This window comes from Streptomyces sp. NPDC048018 (assembly GCF_043202995.1).
Lineage (GTDB): Bacteria > Actinomycetota > Actinomycetes > Streptomycetales > Streptomycetaceae > Streptomyces.
This window is the reverse complement of sequence record NZ_JBIDBK010000006.1, coordinates 534020-551654: the sequence shown is the minus strand read 5'-3', so window position 1 is coordinate 551654 and position 17635 is coordinate 534020. Positions and strand designations below refer to the sequence as shown.

Sequence of the window (17635 nt, the reverse complement as noted above, 5' to 3'; positions counted from 1 at the left end):
GACGCACGCATGGGTTTCGAACCGCCGCAGCGACTGGTGCGGGCTCTCGGCGAGGCGTACGGGGACGCGGCCGCGGCCGCATGGCTCGGGAGGCTCCCCGAGCTCGCCCAGGACGCGCTGGAGCACGCCGGCCTGGTCGCCGAGCGGGTGGTGGCCCCGGGCGGGCGCAGCAGTCTCGTCGTGCTCGCCCCCGACGCCGTCGTGAAGATCGCGCCCGAATTCACCCGTCCGGACCTGGAGCGGGACGCGCTCGCGCACTGGAACGGCTGGGGCACGGCCCGGCTCCTCGCGGAGACGGAGGACGGCGCGCTGGTCCTGGAGCGGCTGCACCCGGAGGTGTCGCTGCGCTCGCTGCCGGAGGCGAAGGCGCTCCTGGAGGCGGCCGGCACGGTGCGCAGGCTGTGGGTGGAGCCGCCGGCCGGGCACGGCTTCGAGTCGGTGGCCGAGCGCACCGGGCGGCAGACCGAGGGCATGTCCCGTCACGGCGCCGCGGACGAGGGGACCGGCGGCCTGGTGGCCGCGGCGCTCGCCGCGCGCGAGGAGCTGGTGGCCGGCCCCGCGGAGGCGCTGCTGCTGCACGGCAACTTCCGGCAGGGCAAGGTGCTGGCCGGCGACCGGGCCCCGTGGCTCGCGGTCGGCCCGGAGCCGCTGGTGGGCGAGCGCGCCTACGACCTGGCGCGGCTGGTCCGCGACCGGGTCGAGGACCTGGTGGCCGCTTCGGCGGGCGCCTCGGCGGCCCGGCGGCGGGTGAACAAGCTGGCGGACTCCCTGGAGGTCGACCGGGAGCGGCTGCGCGGCTGGACCCTGTTCCGCGCGGTCGAGTCCGCGACGCGCGCGCTGACCGCCGGGCGGCGGGCGGACGCGGAGCTGCTCCTGGAGTTCGCGGGCTGGTTGTGAGTCCTGAGCACGGTTGAGGGGAATACCCTTTTTGTAACCGTTCCTCAGGGGGCCGTGATGATCCAAGAGCTGTTGATGGCGGCTGCGGGAGCGGCCGCGGCGATCGCGGTGTACTCCGCCGCGGCGGCGCGGATCGTGAAGCAGTACGAGCGCGGGGTGGTGTTCCGCTTCGGTCGGCTGCGCGGCCAGGAGCGCCAGCCCGGGTTCACCATGATCATCCCGGGCGTGGACCGCCTCCACAAGGTGAACATGCAGATCGTCACGATGCCGGTGCCGGCCCAGGAGGGCATCACGCGGGACAACGTGACGGTGCGGGTGGACGCGGTCGTCTACTTCAAGGTCGTCGACGCGGCGGACGCGCTGGTGCGGGTGGAGGACTACAAGTTCGCCGTCTCGCAGATGGCGCAGACCTCCCTGCGGTCGATCATCGGCAAGAGCGACCTCGACGACCTGCTGTCCAACCGGGAGAAGCTCAACCAGGGGCTGGAGCTGATGCTGGACAGCCCGGCGATGGGCTGGGGCGTCGCGATCGACCGGGTCGAGATCAAGGACGTCTCGCTGCCGGAGACCATGAAGCGGTCGATGGCCCGCCAGGCGGAGGCCGACCGGGAGCGGCGGGCCCGGGTGATCAACGCGGACGCGGAGCTGCAGGCGTCGAAGAAGCTGGCGGAGGCGGCGCACCAGCTGGAGGAGGCGCCGGCCGCCCTGCAGCTGCGGCTGCTCCAGACGGTCATGGCGGTCTCCGCGGAGAAGAACTCGACGCTGGTGCTGCCGATCCCGGTGGAGCTGCTCCGCTTCCTGGAGCGCGCCGCGCCGACGCCGCCCCCGTCCTCCACCGAGGGGCACCCGTCCACGCCCGTGGCCCAGGAACCCCTGCCGGGCCTCGCGCGTCCCCCGGAGCCACCGCCGGTGCCTCCGGAGCCCGGGTCCGACGCGTATCTGGCGGGCCGGGCGGACGCGGCGGAGGCGATCGAGGACCTGACCGGCGCCTCGGTGGAACCCGCGCCGCGGGAGGAGGACGGGACCTGACCGGAGCCGGTACGCCGGAGGGGTGCGGGGCCCGTGGGCCCCGCACCCCTCCGTTCGCCGGGTGGTGTCACGCGGTGAGGCGGGCGAGCGCCTCGTCGACGGTGAGCTCCTCGCGCTCGCCCGTGCGGCGGTCCTTCAGCTCCACGACGCCCTCGCCCGAGCGGCGGCCGGCGACGAGGATCTTCGGGACGCCGATCAGCTCGGCGTCGGTGAACTTGACGCCCGGGGAGACGCCCGCGCGGTCGTCCACCAGGACCCGCAGGCCGGCCGCGGCGAGCTTGTCGGATACCTCCAGGGCCAGCTCGGTCTGCAGGGCCTTGCCGGCGGCGACGACGTGGACGTCGGCCGGGGCGACCTCGGCGGGCCAGCACAGGCCCTTGTCGTCGGCGGACTGCTCGGCCAGGGCGGCGACGGCGCGGGAGACGCCGATGCCGTACGAACCCATGGTGACGCGGACCGGCTTGCCGTTCTGACCGAGGACGTCGAGCTTGAGGGCGTCGGCGTACTTGCGGCCCAGCTGGAAGATGTGGCCGATCTCGATGGCGCGGTCCAGCTTCAGGCCGGTGCCGCACACGGGGCACGGGTCGCCGTCCTGCACCACGACGACGTCGACGTACTCGTCGACCTCGAAGTCGCGGCCCGCGACGACGTTCTTCGCGTGCATGCCCTCCCGGTTGGCACCGGTGATCCAGGCCGTGCCCGGCGCGACGCGCGGGTCGGCGAGGTACGTCACCTTGTCGAGGCCCTGCGGGCCGACGTAGCCGCGGACCAGGTCGGTGCGCTCGGCGAAGTCGGCCTCGGTGACCATCTCGACGGTCGCCGGGGCGAAGTGCGCCTCCACCTTGCCCAGGTCCACCTCACGGTCGCCGGGCACGCCCACGGCCACGATCTCGCCGTCGACCTTCACGAGGAGGTTCTTGAGGGTGGCGGAGGCCGGGACGCCGAGGTGGGCGGCCAGGGTCTCGATGGTCGGGGTGTCGGGCGTCGCGATGTCCTCGGCGGCCGGCACGGCGGAGCCGTCGACGGCCTTCAGCTCGTACGTGATCGCCTCGGTGTTCGCGGCGAAGTCGCAGTTCGGGCAGTCGGCGAAGGTGTCCTCGCCGGCCTCGGCGGGAGCGAGGAACTCCTCGGACTTCGAGCCGCCCATGGCGCCGGCGGTGGCGGCGCAGATGCGGTAGTCGAGGCCGAGGCGCTCGAAGACGCGCTGGTAGGCCTGGCGGTGCAGGGCGTACGACCGGGCGAGGCCCTCGTCCTCCGTGTCGAAGGAGTACGAGTCCTTCATGAGGAACTCACGGCCGCGCAGGATGCCGGCGCGCGGACGGGCCTCGTCACGGAACTTGTTCTGGATCTGGTAGAGGATCACCGGCAGGTCCTTGTAGGACGAGCACTGGTCCTTCACCAGGAGCGTGAAGATCTCCTCGTGGGTCGGGCCGAGGAGGTAGTCGCCGCCCTTGCGGTCCTGGAGACGGAACAGCTCGGCGCCGTACTCCTCCCAGCGGCCCGTCGCCTCGTAGGGCTCCCGGGGCAGCAGGGCCGGCAGCGAGACCTCCTGGGCGCCGATGGCGTCCATCTCCTCGCGGACGATGCGCTCGACGTTGGAGAGCACCCGCTTGCCGAGGGGCAGCCAGCTCCAGATGCCGGCGGCGGTGCGGCGGACGTAACCGGCGCGGACGAGGAGCTTGTGGCTGAGGACCTCGGCGTCCGCCGGGTCGTCGCGCAGCGTCTTCGCCATCAACTGGGACATGCGCTGGACCGGTGCGTTGGCCATGGTTCTCGTACTCCTGCTGGTTGGGTGATGGCCCCGAGGTTAGCCGGGCGAGCCCGGCTCGGTGAAATCAGTAACGACTCCGCTACCGGCGCTTGAGCGGCAGCGGGGCGCCCATCACCGCGTAGGGGCGTGGCGCGCTGGGGAAGTGGACCTGACGGGCCAGGTCGGTGTAGCCGAGCGAGCGGTAGAGCCCGCGGGCGGGGCTCTCGGTGTCGATGGCGGAGAGGATCGAACGCGGCAGCTCGGAACCGTCGGTGATGGTGGTGATCAGCTCGCGGCCCACGCCCCGGCCCTGGAAGCCGGGGTGGACGTGCAGCTCGGTGATGACGAAGGAGTCGTCGAGCCAGTCGGCGGTGCCCAGGGTGCGCAGATACGGCTCCACGATGGTCGACCACCAGTGGGAGCGGTCGTTCGGCATCCCGTAGACGAAGCCGACGAGCCGCCCGTCGGGGGTCGTCGCACCGTAGGCGCAGGCACCGGGGTTGAGCAGATGACGCAGCACGATGTGCCGCCGTACGGCCACCTCACCCGCGTCGAGGCCGAAGGCGACGGCCTGCACGGCGAGGGCCTCGTCGACCCGTGCGGCGAGATTGACCGGCGCGATCACGACCTCGGTGTCATCCATGCGCCGCACCCTACAAGCCGGTCAGAACAGCACGCTCATGAAGGCGCCGACCTCCTGGAAGCCCACGCGGCGGTACGCCGCCCGGGCGGGCGCGTTGTAGTCGTTCACGTAGAGGCTGACGACGGGCGCGACGTCGGCGAGCGCGTAGGCGAGGACGGCCGCCATGCCGGTCTCGGACAGACCCCGGCCGCGGTGCTCGGGGGCGACCCAGACGCCCTGGATCTGGCAGGCCTGGCGGGTGGCGGCGCCGATCTCGGCCTTGAAGACGACCTTGCCGTCCTCGATGCGGGCGAAGGAGCGGCCGGAGCCGACGAGCTCGGCGACCCGGGCCTGGTAGAGCAGTCCGCCGTCGCCGGAGAGCGGGGAGATTCCGACCTCCTCGGTGAACATGGCCACGCACGCGGGCACGATCGTCTCCATCTCGTCCTTGCGGACCCGGCGCACCAGCGGGTCGGGCGCGACGGTGGCGGAGGGCGCGTCGGCGACCATGAGCGGCTGGTGGGCGCGGACGTCGCGGGCGGGGCCCCAGCTGGGTTCGAGGAGCCGCCAGAGCTCGGCGGTGGGCGCTGCGGGGCCGACGATGGAGGAGCAGCGGCGGCCGGTCCGCCGGGCCCGCTCGGCGAAGGCGCGGACGGCCTCGGGGGTGGCGCAGATGGGGACGAGGTTGGCGCCGGAGTAGCACAGCGAGGTGAGCCGGCCGTCGGTGTACCAGCCCCACATCTCGCCGCCCAGGCGCCACGGGTCGAGCCCGGCGAGCTGGACGCGGGCCGTGACGAAGGCGTTCTCGACGGGTGCGCTGTCCAGGACGGCGAGCGCCGCGCCGAGGTCGGCGGGTTCGAGGACCCGCGTCGATGATTGCGTCAACACGTGGGGCCTCACCGTACGGTTCTGCTGGTCCTGGCACTTTACCCCCGTTCCCGCCGGCTGGGGACGGGCGAAAGCCCCTCCGGCCGGGAGGTGGCCGGAAGGGCTTCGGTGCGGGGACGGGATCAGCCGGCGACGGAGACCGTCGGCTCGCCGCTCATGACGCCGTCCTTCTCCATCTGTTCGGCGATCTTCATCGCCTCGTCGATGAGGGTCTCGACGATCTTCGACTCGGGCACGGTCTTGATGACCTCGCCCTTGACGAAGATCTGGCCCTTGCCGTTGCCGGAGGCGACGCCGAGGTCGGCCTCGCGGGCCTCGCCGGGGCCGTTGACGACGCAGCCCATGACGGCGACGCGGAGCGGGACCTCCATGCCCTCCAGGCCGGCGGTCACCTCCTCGGCGAGCTTGTAGACGTCGACCTGGGCGCGGCCGCAGGACGGGCAGGAGACGATCTCCAGGCGGCGCTGGCGCAGGTTGAGCGACTCCAGGATCTGGATGCCGACCTTGATCTCCTCGGCGGGCGGGGCGGAGAGGGAGACCCGGATGGTGTCGCCGATGCCCTCGGAGAGCAGCGCGCCGAAGGCGACGGCGGACTTGATGGTGCCCTGGAAGGCGGGGCCGGCCTCGGTGACGCCGAGGTGCAGCGGGTAGTCGCACTGGGCGGCGAGCTGGCGGTAGGCGTTGACCATCACGACCGGGTCGTTGTGCTTGACCGAGATCTTGATGTCCCGGAAGCCGTGCTCCTCGAAGAGGGAGGCCTCCCAGAGGGCGGACTCGACGAGCGCCTCGGGGGTGGCCTTGCCGTACTTGGCGAGCAGGCGCGCGTCGAGCGAGCCGGCGTTGACGCCGATCCGGATCGGGGTGCCGGCCGCGGAGGCCGCCTTGGCGATCTCCTTGACCTTGTCGTCGAACTGCTTGATGTTGCCCGGGTTGACGCGCACCGCGGCACAGCCGGCGTCGATGGCGGCGAACACGTACTTCGGCTGGAAGTGGATGTCGGCGATGACCGGGATCTGCGACTTCTTCGCGATGGTCGCGAGGGCGTCGGCGTCGTCCTGGGTGGGACAGGCCACGCGCACGATCTGGCAGCCGGAGGCGGTCAGCTCGGCGATCTGCTGGAGCGTGGCGCCGATGTCGGAGGTGCGGGTGGTGGTCATCGACTGGACCGACACGGGGGCGTCGCCGCCGACGGCCACCGATCCGACCTGGATCTGGCGGCTCTTGCGCCGTTCGGCGAGCCGGGTCGGAACGGTCGGGATACCGAGAGAGATCGCGGTCATCAGCTGTACAACCCCAAGGTGTGGTTCATCGGGCTCAGGTCTTCGAGATTACCGCCCCGGGGGCGGACGGCCGGACACCGCAGGGGTGTCCGGCCGGGCGCGGACTAGGTCAGCTTCACCGGATTGACGATGTCGGCGACGAGGACGAGCAGCGTGAAGCACACGAACACGCCCGCCACCACGTACGCGGCCGGCATCAGCTTCGCCACGTCGAACGGGCCCGGGTCGGGCCGCTTGAAGATCCGCGCGGTGTGCCGGCGGACGGACTCCCACAGGGCGCCCGCGATGTGGCCGCCGTCGAGCGGCAGCAGCGGAAGCATGTTGAACAGGAACAGCGACACGTTGAACATGACGACCAGCTGGAGGAAGAACACCAGCCGGGTCTGCGGCGGGGCCTCGACGCTCATCAGCTCGCCGCTGATCCGGGCGGCGCCGACGACGCCGACCGGCGAATCCTGCTTGCGCTCGCCGCCGTCGAAGGCGGCGTCCCACAGGGCGGGGATCTTGCTCGGCAGGGCGAGGACGGACTCGACGCCGGCCTGAAGCTGGTCGGACATCCGGTCGACGGACTGGCCGAAGGTGAGCGGGACCACCTCACGGCCGGACTCGAAGCCGAGGTAGCCGGCGGAGACGTACTGCGCGGGCTGGACGACGCGGCCGTCCGCGTCCTTCTTCAGGACCCGGTTCTCCAGGAGCGTCGCGTGGAGGTCCAGTTCCTCGCCGCCGCGCCGGACGGTGACGGTGACCGGGCCGGTGGTGGCCCGGATGCGGTCGGAGAGGGTGTTCCAGTCGGAGACGCGCTCGCCGTTGAAGGCGACGATCCGGTCGCCCTTGAGGAGGCCGGCGGCCTTCGCGGGCGACGGGCGGTCGCTCGGCTTGCAGGTGTCGCGCTTCTCGCTCTGGTCGATGACGCAGGTGGTGACGCCGGCGACCTTGGTGGTCTGGGTCTCGAAGCCGACGGCCATCGCGCTGCCGAAGAACAGCAGGACGGCGAGCACCAGGTTCATGAACGGGCCGGCGAACATGACGATGACGCGCTTCCACGGCTTGCGCGTGTAGAAGAGCCGGTCCTCGTCGCCGGGCTGCAGTTCCTCGAAGGACGCCTCGCGGGCGTCCTCGATCATGGAGCGCCACGGGGAGGTGGAGCGGGCCTCGATCCGGCCGTCCTTGCCGGGCGGGAACATGCCGATCATGCGGATGTAGCCGCCGGCCGGGATGGCCTTGATGCCGTACTCCGTCTCGCCCTTCCGCCGCGACCAGATGGTCGGGCCGAAGCCCACCATGTACTGCGGCACCCGGATGCCGAAGAGCTTGGCCGTGGAGAGATGGCCCAGCTCGTGCCACGCGATGGAGACGAGGAGTCCCAGCGCGAACAGCACGATGCCGAGGACGGTCAGGAGAATGGTCATGCGCGCGCCTCCGCGATTGCCTTCGCCGCGAGTTCCCGGGCCCGGGCCCGTGCCCAGGTCTCCGCTTCCAGGACGTCCGACACCGTGAGCGAGGTTCCCGTCACGGGGTCCCCGCTCCGCTTCGTTCCGCCGTCGGCCGTGGTCCTCCGGTCTTCCGGGGAGCCGAAGCGCTCGGTGACGACTGCGGTGACGGTATCCATGATTCCGTTGAACGGCAGCCTTCCGGCGAGGAAGGCGTCCACGCACTCCTCGTTGGCGGCGTTGAAGACGGCGGGCGCGGTGCCGCCGAGCGTACCGACGTGCCGGGCCAGGTTCACCGACGGGAAGGCCTCGTTGTCGAGGGGGAAGAACTCCCAGGTGGAGGCGGTGCTCCAGTCGAAGGACGGGGCCGCGTCCGGGACCCGCTCGGGCCAGCCGATGCCGATGGCGATCGGACCGCGCATGTCCGGCGGGGTGGCCTGGGCGAGGGTGGAGCCGTCGGTGAACTCGACCATGGAGTGCACGTACGACTGCGGGTGGACGACGACCTCGATGCGGTCGAACGGGATGTCGTAGAGCAGGTGGGCCTCGATGACCTCCAGGCCCTTGTTCACCAGGGTCGCGCTGTTCACCGTGATGACCGGGCCCATCGCCCAGGTCGGGTGCGCGAGGGCGTCCTCGCGGGTCACGTCCGCCAGCTGCTCCCGGGTCCGGCCGCGGAAGGGGCCGCCGGAGGCGGTGACGACCAGCTTGCGGACGTCGGCGCGGGTGCCGGCGGCCAGCGCCTGGAACAGGGCGGCGTGCTCCGAGTCGACCGGGATGATCTGGCCCGGCTTGGCCAGCGCCTTGACGAGCGGGCCGCCGACGATCAGCGACTCCTTGTTGGCGAGCGCGAGGGTGCGGCCGGCTTCCAGGGCGGCGAGGGTGGGCGCCAGGCCGATGGAGCCGGTGATGCCGTTGAGGACGGTGTGGCACGGCGAGGCCGCGAGCTCGGTGGCGGCGTCCGGGCCGGCCAGGATCTCGGGCAGCGGCTCGGAGCCGTAGAGCGCCGCGAGGGCCGTCCGGAGCTCGTCCACCGCGTCCTCGCGGGCGACCGCGACCGCCTGGACCCGCAGCCGGTGCGCCTGCTCGGCGAGCAGTCCGATCCGGCCGCCGGAGGCGGCGAGGGCGGTGACCCGGAACCGGTCGGGGTTGCGCAGGACCAGGTCGATGGCCTGGGTGCCGATGGACCCGGTCGAGCCGAGGACGACGATGTCCCGGCGCCCTTCGGTGACGTCGAAGGCGATGTGCGGGTCGGCGAGAGGAGAGGGGCGGTCGCTCATGCCCCCCATTCTTGCCGCAAAGACCGTGCGCCCTTCACACCGGCTGCCTCACAGCGCCGTGCGGAAGGCCTCGAAGACGGTGTGGAAGTCCGGGAACGTCTTCCGCACACAGCCGGGGTCGTCGAAGGTGACGCCGGGGGTGCGCAGCGCGGTGACCGCGAAGGACATCACGATGCGGTGATCGCCGTGGGTGGCGATCTCGGCCGGCCCGGCGGGGGTGCCGGGGCGGATCTCGATCCAGTCGGGCCCGGTGGCGACGTCGATGCCGAGCCGGCGCAGGTTCTCGGCGCAGGCGTCGAGCCGGTCGCACTCCTTGACCCGGGTGTTGGCGACGTCCTCGATGCGGACCGGCCCGTCGGCGAAGGGCGCGATCGCGGCGAGGGTCGGCATGGTGTCGGAGATGTCGCGCATGGCGACCGTCAGACCGCGCAGGGCGCCGGTGGAGCGGACGGTCGTGCCCTCGGCGGTGATCCGGACGTCGGCGCCCATGCGCTGCAGGACGTCCACGAAGCCCAGGTCGCCCTGGAGGGCGCCGGTGCCGAGGCCGGGGACGGTGACGGCCGCGCCGGGGGTGAGGGCGGCCGCGGCGAAGAAGTAGCTGGAGGTCGAGGCGTCGGGCTCGACGGCGTACGTGGTGGCGCGGTAGCCGGTCGGGGCCACGGTGTACGTACGTCCCTCCGGGCCGTCCTCGCGGACGGTCTCGGCGCCGAAGCTCCGCATCATCGCGAGGGTGATCTCGACGTACGGCTCCGAGACCAGGTCGGTGACGGTGATCGCCAGGCCCTCGGTGGTGAGCGGGCCCAGCATCAGCAGCGCGGTCAGGTACTGGGACGACTGGCCGGCGTCGAGGCGGACCGCGCCGCCCCTGATGCCGCGGCCGGTGACGGTGAGCGGGTGGTGCCCCTCGCGCTCGCCGTGCGTCAGCTCCACGCCGAGCTCGCGCAGGGCGGTGCTGAGCGGGCCGAGCGGGCGGCGGCGCATCTGGGCGGAGGCGTCGAAGCGGAAGGTGCCGTGCCCGGCGGCGGCCAGCGCGGGCAGGAAGCGGGCGGTGGTCGCGCCGTCGCGGCAGTACACGTCGGCCTCGGGGACCCCGGGCCCGGCCGGCCGGCCCTCGATGTGCCAGGCGCCCGGCTCCTCCCGTACGACGTAGCCGAGGGCCCTCAGACCCTCGACGAAGCCCTCGGTGTCGTCGGAGCGCAGTGGCCGGAGCAGGGTGGTGGTGCCTTCGGCGGCGGCCGCGAGGAAGAGGGCGCGGGCGGTGACGGACTTGGAGCCGGGGATGTCGATGACGGTCACGGCCGCCATCCTGCCGTGGCCGGCCCGGACCGGGCGGCCGCGTCCGGAGGGTGGACGCGGCCGGGGCCGGGGCTGCGGACGGGCGGAGGCGGCCGTTCGGCGGCTACGGGATCTTCCGGTGGACGTTCTCCCGCTCCGAGGGGCCGGGGGGTGTGGCGGCGATCCAGGGGCCGTCGTCGCTCGGGTCGAGGATGCCCTCCTCCAGCCAGCTGTACGAGCCCGCGAGGACGCCGTCGACGACCTTGCGGTCCAGGTCGTCGGTGTTGGCCCAGAGGCGGCCGAAGAGCTCCGCGACCCGGAGCCGGGCCTGGCGGCAGAAGGCGTCGGCGAGCTGCCGGGCCTCGCGGCCGTGGGCGCCGGTGGTGCGCAGGTGTTCGGCCCGCACGCAGACGGCGCTCATGGCGAAGAGTTCGGCCCCGATGTCGACGATCCGGCCGAGGAAGGCCTGCTTGAGCTCCATCTTCCCCTGCCAGCGGGACATCGCGTAGAAGGTGGAGCGGGCGAGCTTGCGGGAGGTGCGTTCGACGTAGCGCAGATGGGTCGCGAGGTCGCCGAACTCGGCATAGGCGCCGGGCAGCTGGCCCTGTCCGGCGACCAGCTTCGGCAGCCAGCGGGCGTAGAACCCGCCGGCCCGGGCGCCCGCCCTGGCCTTCTCCGCGAGGGCCTTGTCGGGGTCGATGATGTCGCCGGCGACGGCGAGGTGGGCGTCGACGGCCTCGCGGGCGATCAGCAGGTGCATGATCTCGGTGGAGCCCTCGAAGATGCGGTTGATCCGCAGGTCGCGCAGGAGCTGTTCGGCCGGGACGGCGCGTTCGCCGCGGGCGGCGAGCGAGTCGGCGGTCTCGTAGCCGCGGCCGCCGCGGATCTGGACCAGTTCGTCGGCCATCTTCCAGGCCATCTCGGATCCGTACAGCTTGGCGAGGGCGGCCTCGATGCGGATGTCGTTGCGGTCCTCGTCGGCCATCTGGGAGGCGAGGTCGACGACGGCCTCCAGGGCGAAGGCCGTGGCGGCGATGAACGAGATCTTGGCGCCCACGGCCTCGTGGCGGGCGACCGGCTTGCCCCACTGCTCGCGTTCGGCGGCCCATTCGCGGGAGATCTTCAGGCACCACTTGCCGGCGCCGGCGCAGGCGGCGGGCAGCGAGAGCCGGCCGGTGTTGAGCGTGGTGAGGGCGATCTTGAGCCCGGAACCCTCGGGGCCGATGCGGTTCGCGGCGGGCACGCGCACCTGGTGGAAGCGGGTGACGCCGTTCTCCAGGCCGCGCAGCCCCATGAAGGCGTTGCGGTGCTCGACGGTGATGCCGGGCGAGTCGCCCTCGACGACGAAGGCGGTGATGCCGCCGCGGTGCCCCTCGGAGGAGGGGACGCGGGCCATGACGACGAGGAGGTCGGCGACGACGCCGTTGGTGGTCCACAGCTTCACGCCGTCGAGGACGTAGGTGTCGTCCCCGTCGGGCACGGCGGTGGTGGCGAGCCGGGCCGGGTCGGAGCCGACGTCGGGCTCGGTGAGCAGGAAGGCGGAGATGTCGCTGCGGGCGAGCCGCGGCAGGAAGGCGTCCTTCTGCTCCTGGGTGCCGAAGAGCTTCAGCGGCTGCGGCACGCCGATCGACTGGTGGGCGGAGAGCAGCGCGCCGAGCGCGGGGCTGACCGAGCCGACCAGGGCGAGGGCCCGGTTGTAGTAGAGCTGGGTGAGGCCGAGACCGCCGTACCTGGGGTCGATCTTCATGCCGAGCGCGCCGAGTTCCTTGAGGCCGGTGACGGTCTCGTCGGGGATGCGGGCCTCGCGTTCGATGCGGGCGCCGTCGACCCGGGTCTCGCAGAACGCGCGCAGCTTGGCGAGGAACGCCTCGCCGCGCCGGACGTCCTCGTCGGCGGGCATCGGGTGCGGATGGATGAGGTCGAGCCGGAAGCGGCCGAGGAAGAGTTCCTTGGCGAAGCTCGGCTTGTGCCAGTCCTGCTGGCGCGCCGCCTCGGCGACCTGCCGGGCCTCGCGTTCGGTGACCTTGGGCGGCCGCTGGGTGGGTGCGGACATGAAGAGCTCACCTGCCGCTCGTCGGGGCCTGGTGTGGCGTGGTGCCACTCGTCCGTCGTACCCGAAATCGGCGGTGGCGGAAACGGTCGCGGCGGCGGTTCCGGGCGGGCGCGGGAAGACGAGGACGGTCCGAACCCCCGCACAGTGGGCTCGGACCGTCTGTCTCGTGCGTACGGACGCCTTGGTCCGTACGGGTTGCCTAGAGCGCCAGGCCGGTGAGGACCAGGACGCGCTCGTAGGTGTAGTCGTCCATGGCGAACCGGACGCCCTCGCGGCCGACGCCGGAGCGCTTGGCTCCGCCGTACGGCATCTGGTCGGCGCGGTAGGACGGGACGTCGCCGACGATCACGCCGCCGACCTCCAGGGCGCGGTGGGCGCGGAAGGCGGCCTGCAGGTCGCGCGTGAAGACGCCGGCCTGGAGGCCGAAGTCCGAGTCGTTGACCGCGGCGAAGGCCTCGGCCTCGCCGTCGGCCTTGGCGATCGTCAGGACCGGGCCGAAGACCTCGGCGCGGGCCAGGGTGACGTCGGCCGGGAGGTCGGCGAGGACGGTCGGGGCGTACGTGGCGCCCTCGCGCTTGCCGCCGGCGAGCAGCTTCGCGCCGGCCGCGACGGCCTCGTCCACCCAGGACTCGACGCGCTTCGCGGCGGCCTCGTCGACCAGCGGGCCGACGTCGGTGGCGTCGTCCGCCGGGTCGCCGGTGACCTGGGCCTCGACGGCGGCGACGATCTTCGGCAGCAGGCGGTCGTAGACGGTGGCGTCGGCGATCACGCGCTGCACGGAGATGCAGGACTGGCCGCCCTGGTAGTTGGAGAAGGTCGCGATGCGGCTCGCGGCCCAGTCCAGGTCGGCCTCGGAGGACCAGTCGGGCAGCACGACGGCGGCGGCGTTGCCGCCGAGCTCCAGGGTGCAGTGCTTGTGGGGCACGGACTGCTGGATGGCGTAGCCGACCTTGTCCGAGCCGGTGAAGGAGATGACCGGGAGGCGCTCGTCCTGGACGAGGGCCGGCATGCGGTCGTTCGGCACGGTCAGGATCGACCAGGAACCGGCCGGCAGGTCGGTCTCGGCCAGGATCTCGCCCAGGACGAGGGAGGAGATCGGCGTCGAGGGGGCCGGCTTGAGGATGATCGGGGCGCCGACGGCGATGGCCGGGGCGACCTTGTGGGCGCTGAGGTTCAGCGGGAAGTTGAACGGCGCGATGCCGAGCACGACGCCCTTGGGGATGCGGCGGGTGAGCGCGAGGCGGCCCGCGCCACCGGCCTCGGTGTCCAGGCGCTGGGCCTCGCCGGCGTTCCAGCGGCGGGCCTCCTCGGCGGCGAAACGGAACACGGAGACGGCACGGCCGACCTCGCCGCGGGCCCACTTGATGGGCTTGCCGTTCTCCGCGGAGATCAGCTGGGCGATCTCCTCGGTGCGCTCGGCGAGGCGCTTCGACACGTGGTCGAGAGCGGCGGCGCGGACGTGCGCCGGGGTGGCGGCGAACTCGTCGACGACCGCGTGCGCGGCGGCGACGGCCTCCTCGACCTGGGCCTCGGTGGGCACGCTGACCTTGCCGACCAGACGTCCGTCGTACGAGTTCGTGACGTCGAAGGTGGCCTCGCCGGTGGCCTCGCGGCCGGCGAGCCAGAAGGCGTGGGTGGTCGTCATTGCGTACCGGCCCTTTCCGTTTCGGAGTGGTGCGGGGTGGCGCGAGGGGGTGCTCTCGCGCTCCTGTGCCACGTTAGGGCCCGGAAGGCCGGCTTGGGTTTGTCCGCTGTGGAGTGGTGGGGGCGGTCCTGCTGTCCGCTTTGGCCGAACGTCTTCCGGCCGTCGGCGCATCCGGGCCGCGTGCGGCCCGGATGCGCCACCGGGCGCGCAGCCGACGGGAGATCACCTGCGCCGCTCGGTCGAGACGATGAGACAGACCCCGGCCACGACGATCGCCCCGCCGAGCACGAGGGGCCACGACAGCGCCTCGCCGAGGACCACGGCACCGAGGGCGACCGCGACGACCGGGTTGACGTACGCGTAGGTCGCGACGAGCGAGAGGGGTGCGGCCTGGAGGAGCCAGGCGTACGCGGTGAAGGCGATCAGCGAGCCGAAGACGACGAGGTACGCGAGAGCGGCCCAGGAGCGTCCCGACACGGCCGAGAGGTCGAGGCCGTGCTGCTCGCCCCGGGCGAACCCGACACCGACGCCCGCGATGCCGCCGGCCAGCATCTCGTACGCGCTCGCCGTGAAGGGGTTGCGCGGCATCGGGATGCGGGAGGAGGAGAAGGAGCCGACCGACCAGCACAGGGTCGCGGCGATGACCAGCAGGACTCCGCCGACGTGCACCTCGCCGGTCAGGCCGGGCAGCGTCAGGACGGCGAGCCCGGCGAGGCCGAGCAGCACCCCGACGGTCCCGCCCGCGGTCGGCCGCTCCCCCGCGCCGGCCCTCAGCAGCACGACCCAGGCGGGGACGACGGCGATCAGCAGCGCGGTGAGCCCGGACGGCACGGAGGTCTCGGCGAGCACGACGAGCCCGTTGCCGCCGAGGATGAGGAGCAGGCCGACGACGACCGCCGAGGCCAGCTGCCGCGGGCTCACCTTCAGCGCGGCCGGCCCCTGCCGCCAGGCGATGATCCCGGCGAGCAGCAGTCCGGCCGTGATGAAACGCGTCCCGGCGGAGAGGAACGGCGGCAGGGTCTCGACGACGATCCGGATGCCGAGGTACGTGGACCCCCAGACGACGTAGACGATCCCGAGCGCCGCCCAGACGGCGACGGGTATCCGCCGCGGGGCGGGGGCCGGAACGGACGGGATCTCTGCGGCAGCCGGATCGACTGCGGGGCTTGTCATGCCCAGGAGATTACGGAGAGAGCGGCTCATCGGCCAGAAATTTGCCCGCGATCGGGCAGGGAGACGGGGATTCGAGGGCCCAAAGGGGCCCCGGCGAGCGGGGAGGAGGGGCCGGGACCGTTCGCGTGTCCTTACCGCCTCACCGGGCACTGCGCGGCCAGGGGCCCGGCGTCAGGCGGACACCCGGGGGGCGCCCGCCACCGGGGGCGCCGCCGCCGGACGCCCGGCGGACACCCGGCGGCGGTGCCCCGGCCTCCGGGAACCCGCCGCGAGACACCCGCCGGCAGAACCGCCCCCGGAAGCCCTCCGCCGGTCCCCCGCGACGAGAACCCGCCGTCGGGGACGCCGTGAAACCCGTAGGACACCCGTCGACACCCACCCGCCGACGGGCTGCCGTCGGCAGGCACCGCCGTCGGGCGCCTGTCGGCAGGCACCGCACCGCCGTACGACACCGCTGCCGGCACTCGCCACCGGTGGAAGCCGCGTCAGGCCCCGGCGTCACGCCCCCGTCAGGCGCCTGACGGGGGCGTCGCGTTGCCGGAGGAGCCGCCCGTCGCGCCCGGGCCCGTGGTGCCGCCGTCGCCCGTCGCCTTCAGGGCCAGCCACAGCTCCATGCGGACGTCCGCGTCGTCCAGGGAGCGGCCGAGGATCTCCTCCACGCGGCGCATCCGGTAGCGGAGGGTGTGGCGGTGGACGCCCAGGTCGGCGGCGGCGGCGTCCCACTGGCCGTGGCGGGAGAGCCAGGCCCGCAGGGAGGCGACCAGGTCGCCGCGGCCGGTGGCGTCGTGTTCGTACAGGGCGCGGAGCAGGCCGTCGGCGAAGGCGCGGACGGCGTCGTCGGCGAGGAGGGGCAGGACGGAGCCGGCCGCCAGTTCCTCGTGCTCGACGAGCGCCCGGCCGCGCCGCCGGGCGACGGACAGCGCCTGTTCGGCCTGCTTGTACGCGGCGGCGGCCGCGATCGGGCCGGCCGGGGCGGACAGCCCGACGACGAGCCCGGCGTCCTCCGCCTCCCGCGTCGCGTAGCTCTCGCACGCGGTGACGACCGCTCCCCCGTCGCCGGCCAGGACGACGAGGCGTTCGCCGCCCTCCGGTCCCTCCGGCACGGTCAGGACGGACTCGCCCGCGCGGGCGGCGGCGGCCTCCAGGTCCTCCGAGAACGCCGCGAGCGGCGCCTCGCCCTCCTTCGGCTCGCTCGGCACGGGCTCCGCGATGAGCAGCCGGAACGGGGCGTCGAGCAGTCCTCCGTACAGGTCGCCGGCGACGCCGCGGGCATGGTCCGGCTGCCCGGCGAGCAGCATCCGCAGCACCGCCGCGCCGAGCCGCTCCTCGGCGGCCTGAAGGGAGCGGGAGCGTTCCGTCGTGAGGGTGAGCAGGGCGACGGCGGAGTGCACGGCGTACCGCTCCGCCGTGCCGAGCGGCGCGCCCGTGCCGACCGCGAGCGCCCCGCGCACGCGGCGCCCGGTCCCGAGGGACTGGAGTTCCACGCGGTCGTCGGTGCCGCCGACGACGGCGCTGGCGGGCGCGGGCCGCTCGCGCAGGCGCTCCACGTCGGGCGTGAGCCGGGCGGCCCGGCGCGCCGCCCATTCGGGCGAGGCGGCGAGCACGGTGCCGGAGGTGTCGTAGAGCGCGGCCCAGCCGTCGACGTGCGCCGCGAGCCGGGCGACGACCGCGGCGGGGCCCTCGGCGAGGGCGGCACGGGTCAGCTCGCGCTGGGCCTCGAAACCGGCGGTCACGGCCCGGTACTGGTCGGCCGCGATGGCCGCGGACACGGCCTTGCTGATGGCGAGGAACGGTGTGCGGCGGGGCACTTCGAGGAGCGGCAGCTGCTCCTCGTGCGCCGCTTCGAGGAGCGCCGCGGGGATGTCCTCGTAGTTGACGCCGACGGCGAAGCCGAGCCCGACGACACCCGCGTCGAGCAGCCGCCGCACGTAGCGCCGCATCGCCTCGGGGTCCTCGGCGTCGAGGGTGAGCGCGGTGGTGAGCAGCAGTTCGCCGCCCTCCATGTACGGGACGGGGTCGGCGAGTTCGCTGACGTGGGCCCATCGCACCGGGGTGTCGAGGCGGTCCTCACCGGCTCGGACGGTGAGCTTGAGCGCCGAGTGCTGGACGAGCGAGGCGAGGGTGGGCGGCATGGGGGACCGTCGGTCCTTAAAGGTTCTGGGGGGAGGGGGCGCGTGCGGGGTGAGGAGGCAGCGCCGTCCGTGGGGCGGCGCGCCCCCGATTGTGCCAGCCCGCTCCGGGGCCCGCCCCCAGCCTCGCAGGTCGGCGCCCGGCCCGCAGGTCGGCGCCCCCGCGCGGTGCGGGGCCCGGCTC

General features: G+C 73.3%; 13 protein-coding genes. 2 read left to right on the top strand and 11 right to left on the bottom strand.

Annotated features, from left to right (window positions below):
* Nucleotides 1-9: 9 nt before the first annotated feature.
* Together ACGF1Z_RS25655 and ACGF1Z_RS25650 are read left to right on the top strand one after the other, a co-directional pair.
* Entirely contained in the window at nucleotides 10-897 is an 888-nt protein-coding gene (locus tag ACGF1Z_RS25655) for an aminoglycoside phosphotransferase family protein (protein WP_393007761.1), read from the top strand.
* Between the two features lie 57 nt (nucleotides 898-954).
* Nucleotides 955-1926: a slipin family protein gene (locus ACGF1Z_RS25650; RefSeq protein ID WP_393007759.1), complete on the top strand. Its 972-nt coding sequence runs from the start codon at nucleotides 955-957 to the stop codon at nucleotides 1924-1926.
* 67 nt (nucleotides 1927-1993) lie between these two features.
* Here the strand turns inward: ACGF1Z_RS25650 and ACGF1Z_RS25645 are convergent, their stop codons facing one another.
* From ACGF1Z_RS25645 to ACGF1Z_RS25595, 11 genes are all read right to left on the bottom strand, one after another.
* The gene (locus ACGF1Z_RS25645; RefSeq protein ID WP_393007757.1) at nucleotides 1994-3694 is read right to left on the bottom strand and encodes a proline--tRNA ligase; all 1701 of its coding nucleotides are present in this window, start codon (nucleotides 3692-3694) and stop codon (nucleotides 1994-1996) included.
* 82 nt (nucleotides 3695-3776) lie between these two features.
* Nucleotides 3777-4319 (bottom strand): GNAT family N-acetyltransferase, encoded by a 543-nt coding sequence (locus ACGF1Z_RS25640; protein ID WP_393007755.1) that lies wholly within the window; start codon nucleotides 4317-4319, stop codon nucleotides 3777-3779.
* 21 nt (nucleotides 4320-4340) lie between these two features.
* Nucleotides 4341-5186 carry a GNAT family N-acetyltransferase gene (locus ACGF1Z_RS25635; protein ID WP_393007753.1) on the bottom strand — a complete coding sequence of 282 codons (846 nt, stop codon included), beginning with the start codon at nucleotides 5184-5186 and terminating at the stop codon, nucleotides 4341-4343.
* Nucleotides 5187-5308: 122 nt separating this feature from the next.
* Nucleotides 5309-6466: a flavodoxin-dependent (E)-4-hydroxy-3-methylbut-2-enyl-diphosphate synthase gene (gene ispG / locus ACGF1Z_RS25630; protein ID WP_393007751.1), complete on the bottom strand. Its 1158-nt coding sequence runs from the start codon at nucleotides 6464-6466 to the stop codon at nucleotides 5309-5311.
* A 104-nt stretch (nucleotides 6467-6570) separates the two neighbouring features.
* Nucleotides 6571-7875: a M50 family metallopeptidase gene (locus ACGF1Z_RS25625; protein ID WP_393007749.1), complete on the bottom strand. Its 1305-nt coding sequence runs from the start codon at nucleotides 7873-7875 to the stop codon at nucleotides 6571-6573.
* Entirely contained in the window at nucleotides 7872-9185 is a 1314-nt protein-coding gene (gene dxr / locus ACGF1Z_RS25620) for a 1-deoxy-D-xylulose-5-phosphate reductoisomerase (RefSeq protein ID WP_393007747.1), read from the bottom strand. The genes ACGF1Z_RS25625 and dxr overlap by 4 nt, the downstream gene beginning before the upstream one ends.
* 39 nt (nucleotides 9186-9224) lie before the next feature.
* Nucleotides 9225-10472: a 3-phosphoshikimate 1-carboxyvinyltransferase gene (gene aroA, locus ACGF1Z_RS25615; RefSeq protein WP_393007745.1), complete on the bottom strand. Its 1248-nt coding sequence runs from the start codon at nucleotides 10470-10472 to the stop codon at nucleotides 9225-9227.
* A 103-nt stretch (nucleotides 10473-10575) separates the two neighbouring features.
* Nucleotides 10576-12504, bottom strand: coding sequence for an acyl-CoA dehydrogenase family protein (locus tag ACGF1Z_RS25610; RefSeq protein WP_393007743.1), 1929 nt, complete (start codon nucleotides 12502-12504; stop codon nucleotides 10576-10578).
* 199 nt (nucleotides 12505-12703) lie between these two features.
* The gene (locus ACGF1Z_RS25605; protein ID WP_393007741.1) at nucleotides 12704-14149 is read right to left on the bottom strand and encodes an aldehyde dehydrogenase family protein; all 1446 of its coding nucleotides are present in this window, start codon (nucleotides 14147-14149) and stop codon (nucleotides 12704-12706) included.
* Between the two features lie 222 nt (nucleotides 14150-14371).
* A complete protein-coding gene (locus ACGF1Z_RS25600) occupies nucleotides 14372-15322 on the bottom strand; it encodes an EamA family transporter (RefSeq protein WP_393007739.1) in 951 nt (316 codons plus the stop codon).
* Between the two features lie 509 nt (nucleotides 15323-15831).
* A complete protein-coding gene (locus ACGF1Z_RS25595; RefSeq protein ID WP_393007737.1) occupies nucleotides 15832-17454 on the bottom strand; it encodes a PucR family transcriptional regulator in 1623 nt (540 codons plus the stop codon).
* Nucleotides 17455-17635: the final 181 nt, after the last annotated feature.

Excerpts from the sequence above, each read along its gene's own strand:
- ACGF1Z_RS25655 (WP_393007761.1), top strand. The coding sequence starts at position 10 with ATGGGTTTCGAACCGCCGCAGCGACTGGTGCGGGCTCTCGGCGAGGCG.
- ACGF1Z_RS25650 (WP_393007759.1), top strand. The coding sequence starts at position 955 with ATGATCCAAGAGCTGTTGATGGCGGCTGCGGGAGCGGCCGCGGCGATC.
- ACGF1Z_RS25645 (WP_393007757.1), bottom strand. The coding sequence starts at position 3,694 with ATGGCCAACGCACCGGTCCAGCGCATGTCCCAGTTGATGGCGAAGACG.
- ACGF1Z_RS25640 (WP_393007755.1), bottom strand. The coding sequence starts at position 4,319 with ATGGATGACACCGAGGTCGTGATCGCGCCGGTCAATCTCGCCGCACGG.
- ispG (WP_393007751.1), bottom strand. The coding sequence starts at position 6,466 with ATGACCGCGATCTCTCTCGGTATCCCGACCGTTCCGACCCGGCTCGCC.
- ACGF1Z_RS25625 (WP_393007749.1), bottom strand. The coding sequence starts at position 7,875 with ATGACCATTCTCCTGACCGTCCTCGGCATCGTGCTGTTCGCGCTGGGA.
- dxr (WP_393007747.1), bottom strand. The coding sequence starts at position 9,185 with ATGGGGGGCATGAGCGACCGCCCCTCTCCTCTCGCCGACCCGCACATC.
- ACGF1Z_RS25610 (WP_393007743.1), bottom strand. The coding sequence starts at position 12,504 with ATGTCCGCACCCACCCAGCGGCCGCCCAAGGTCACCGAACGCGAGGCC.
- ACGF1Z_RS25605 (WP_393007741.1), bottom strand. The coding sequence starts at position 14,149 with ATGACGACCACCCACGCCTTCTGGCTCGCCGGCCGCGAGGCCACCGGC.
- ACGF1Z_RS25600 (WP_393007739.1), bottom strand. The coding sequence starts at position 15,322 with ATGACAAGCCCCGCAGTCGATCCGGCTGCCGCAGAGATCCCGTCCGTT.
- ACGF1Z_RS25595 (WP_393007737.1), bottom strand. The coding sequence starts at position 17,454 with ATGCCGCCCACCCTCGCCTCGCTCGTCCAGCACTCGGCGCTCAAGCTC.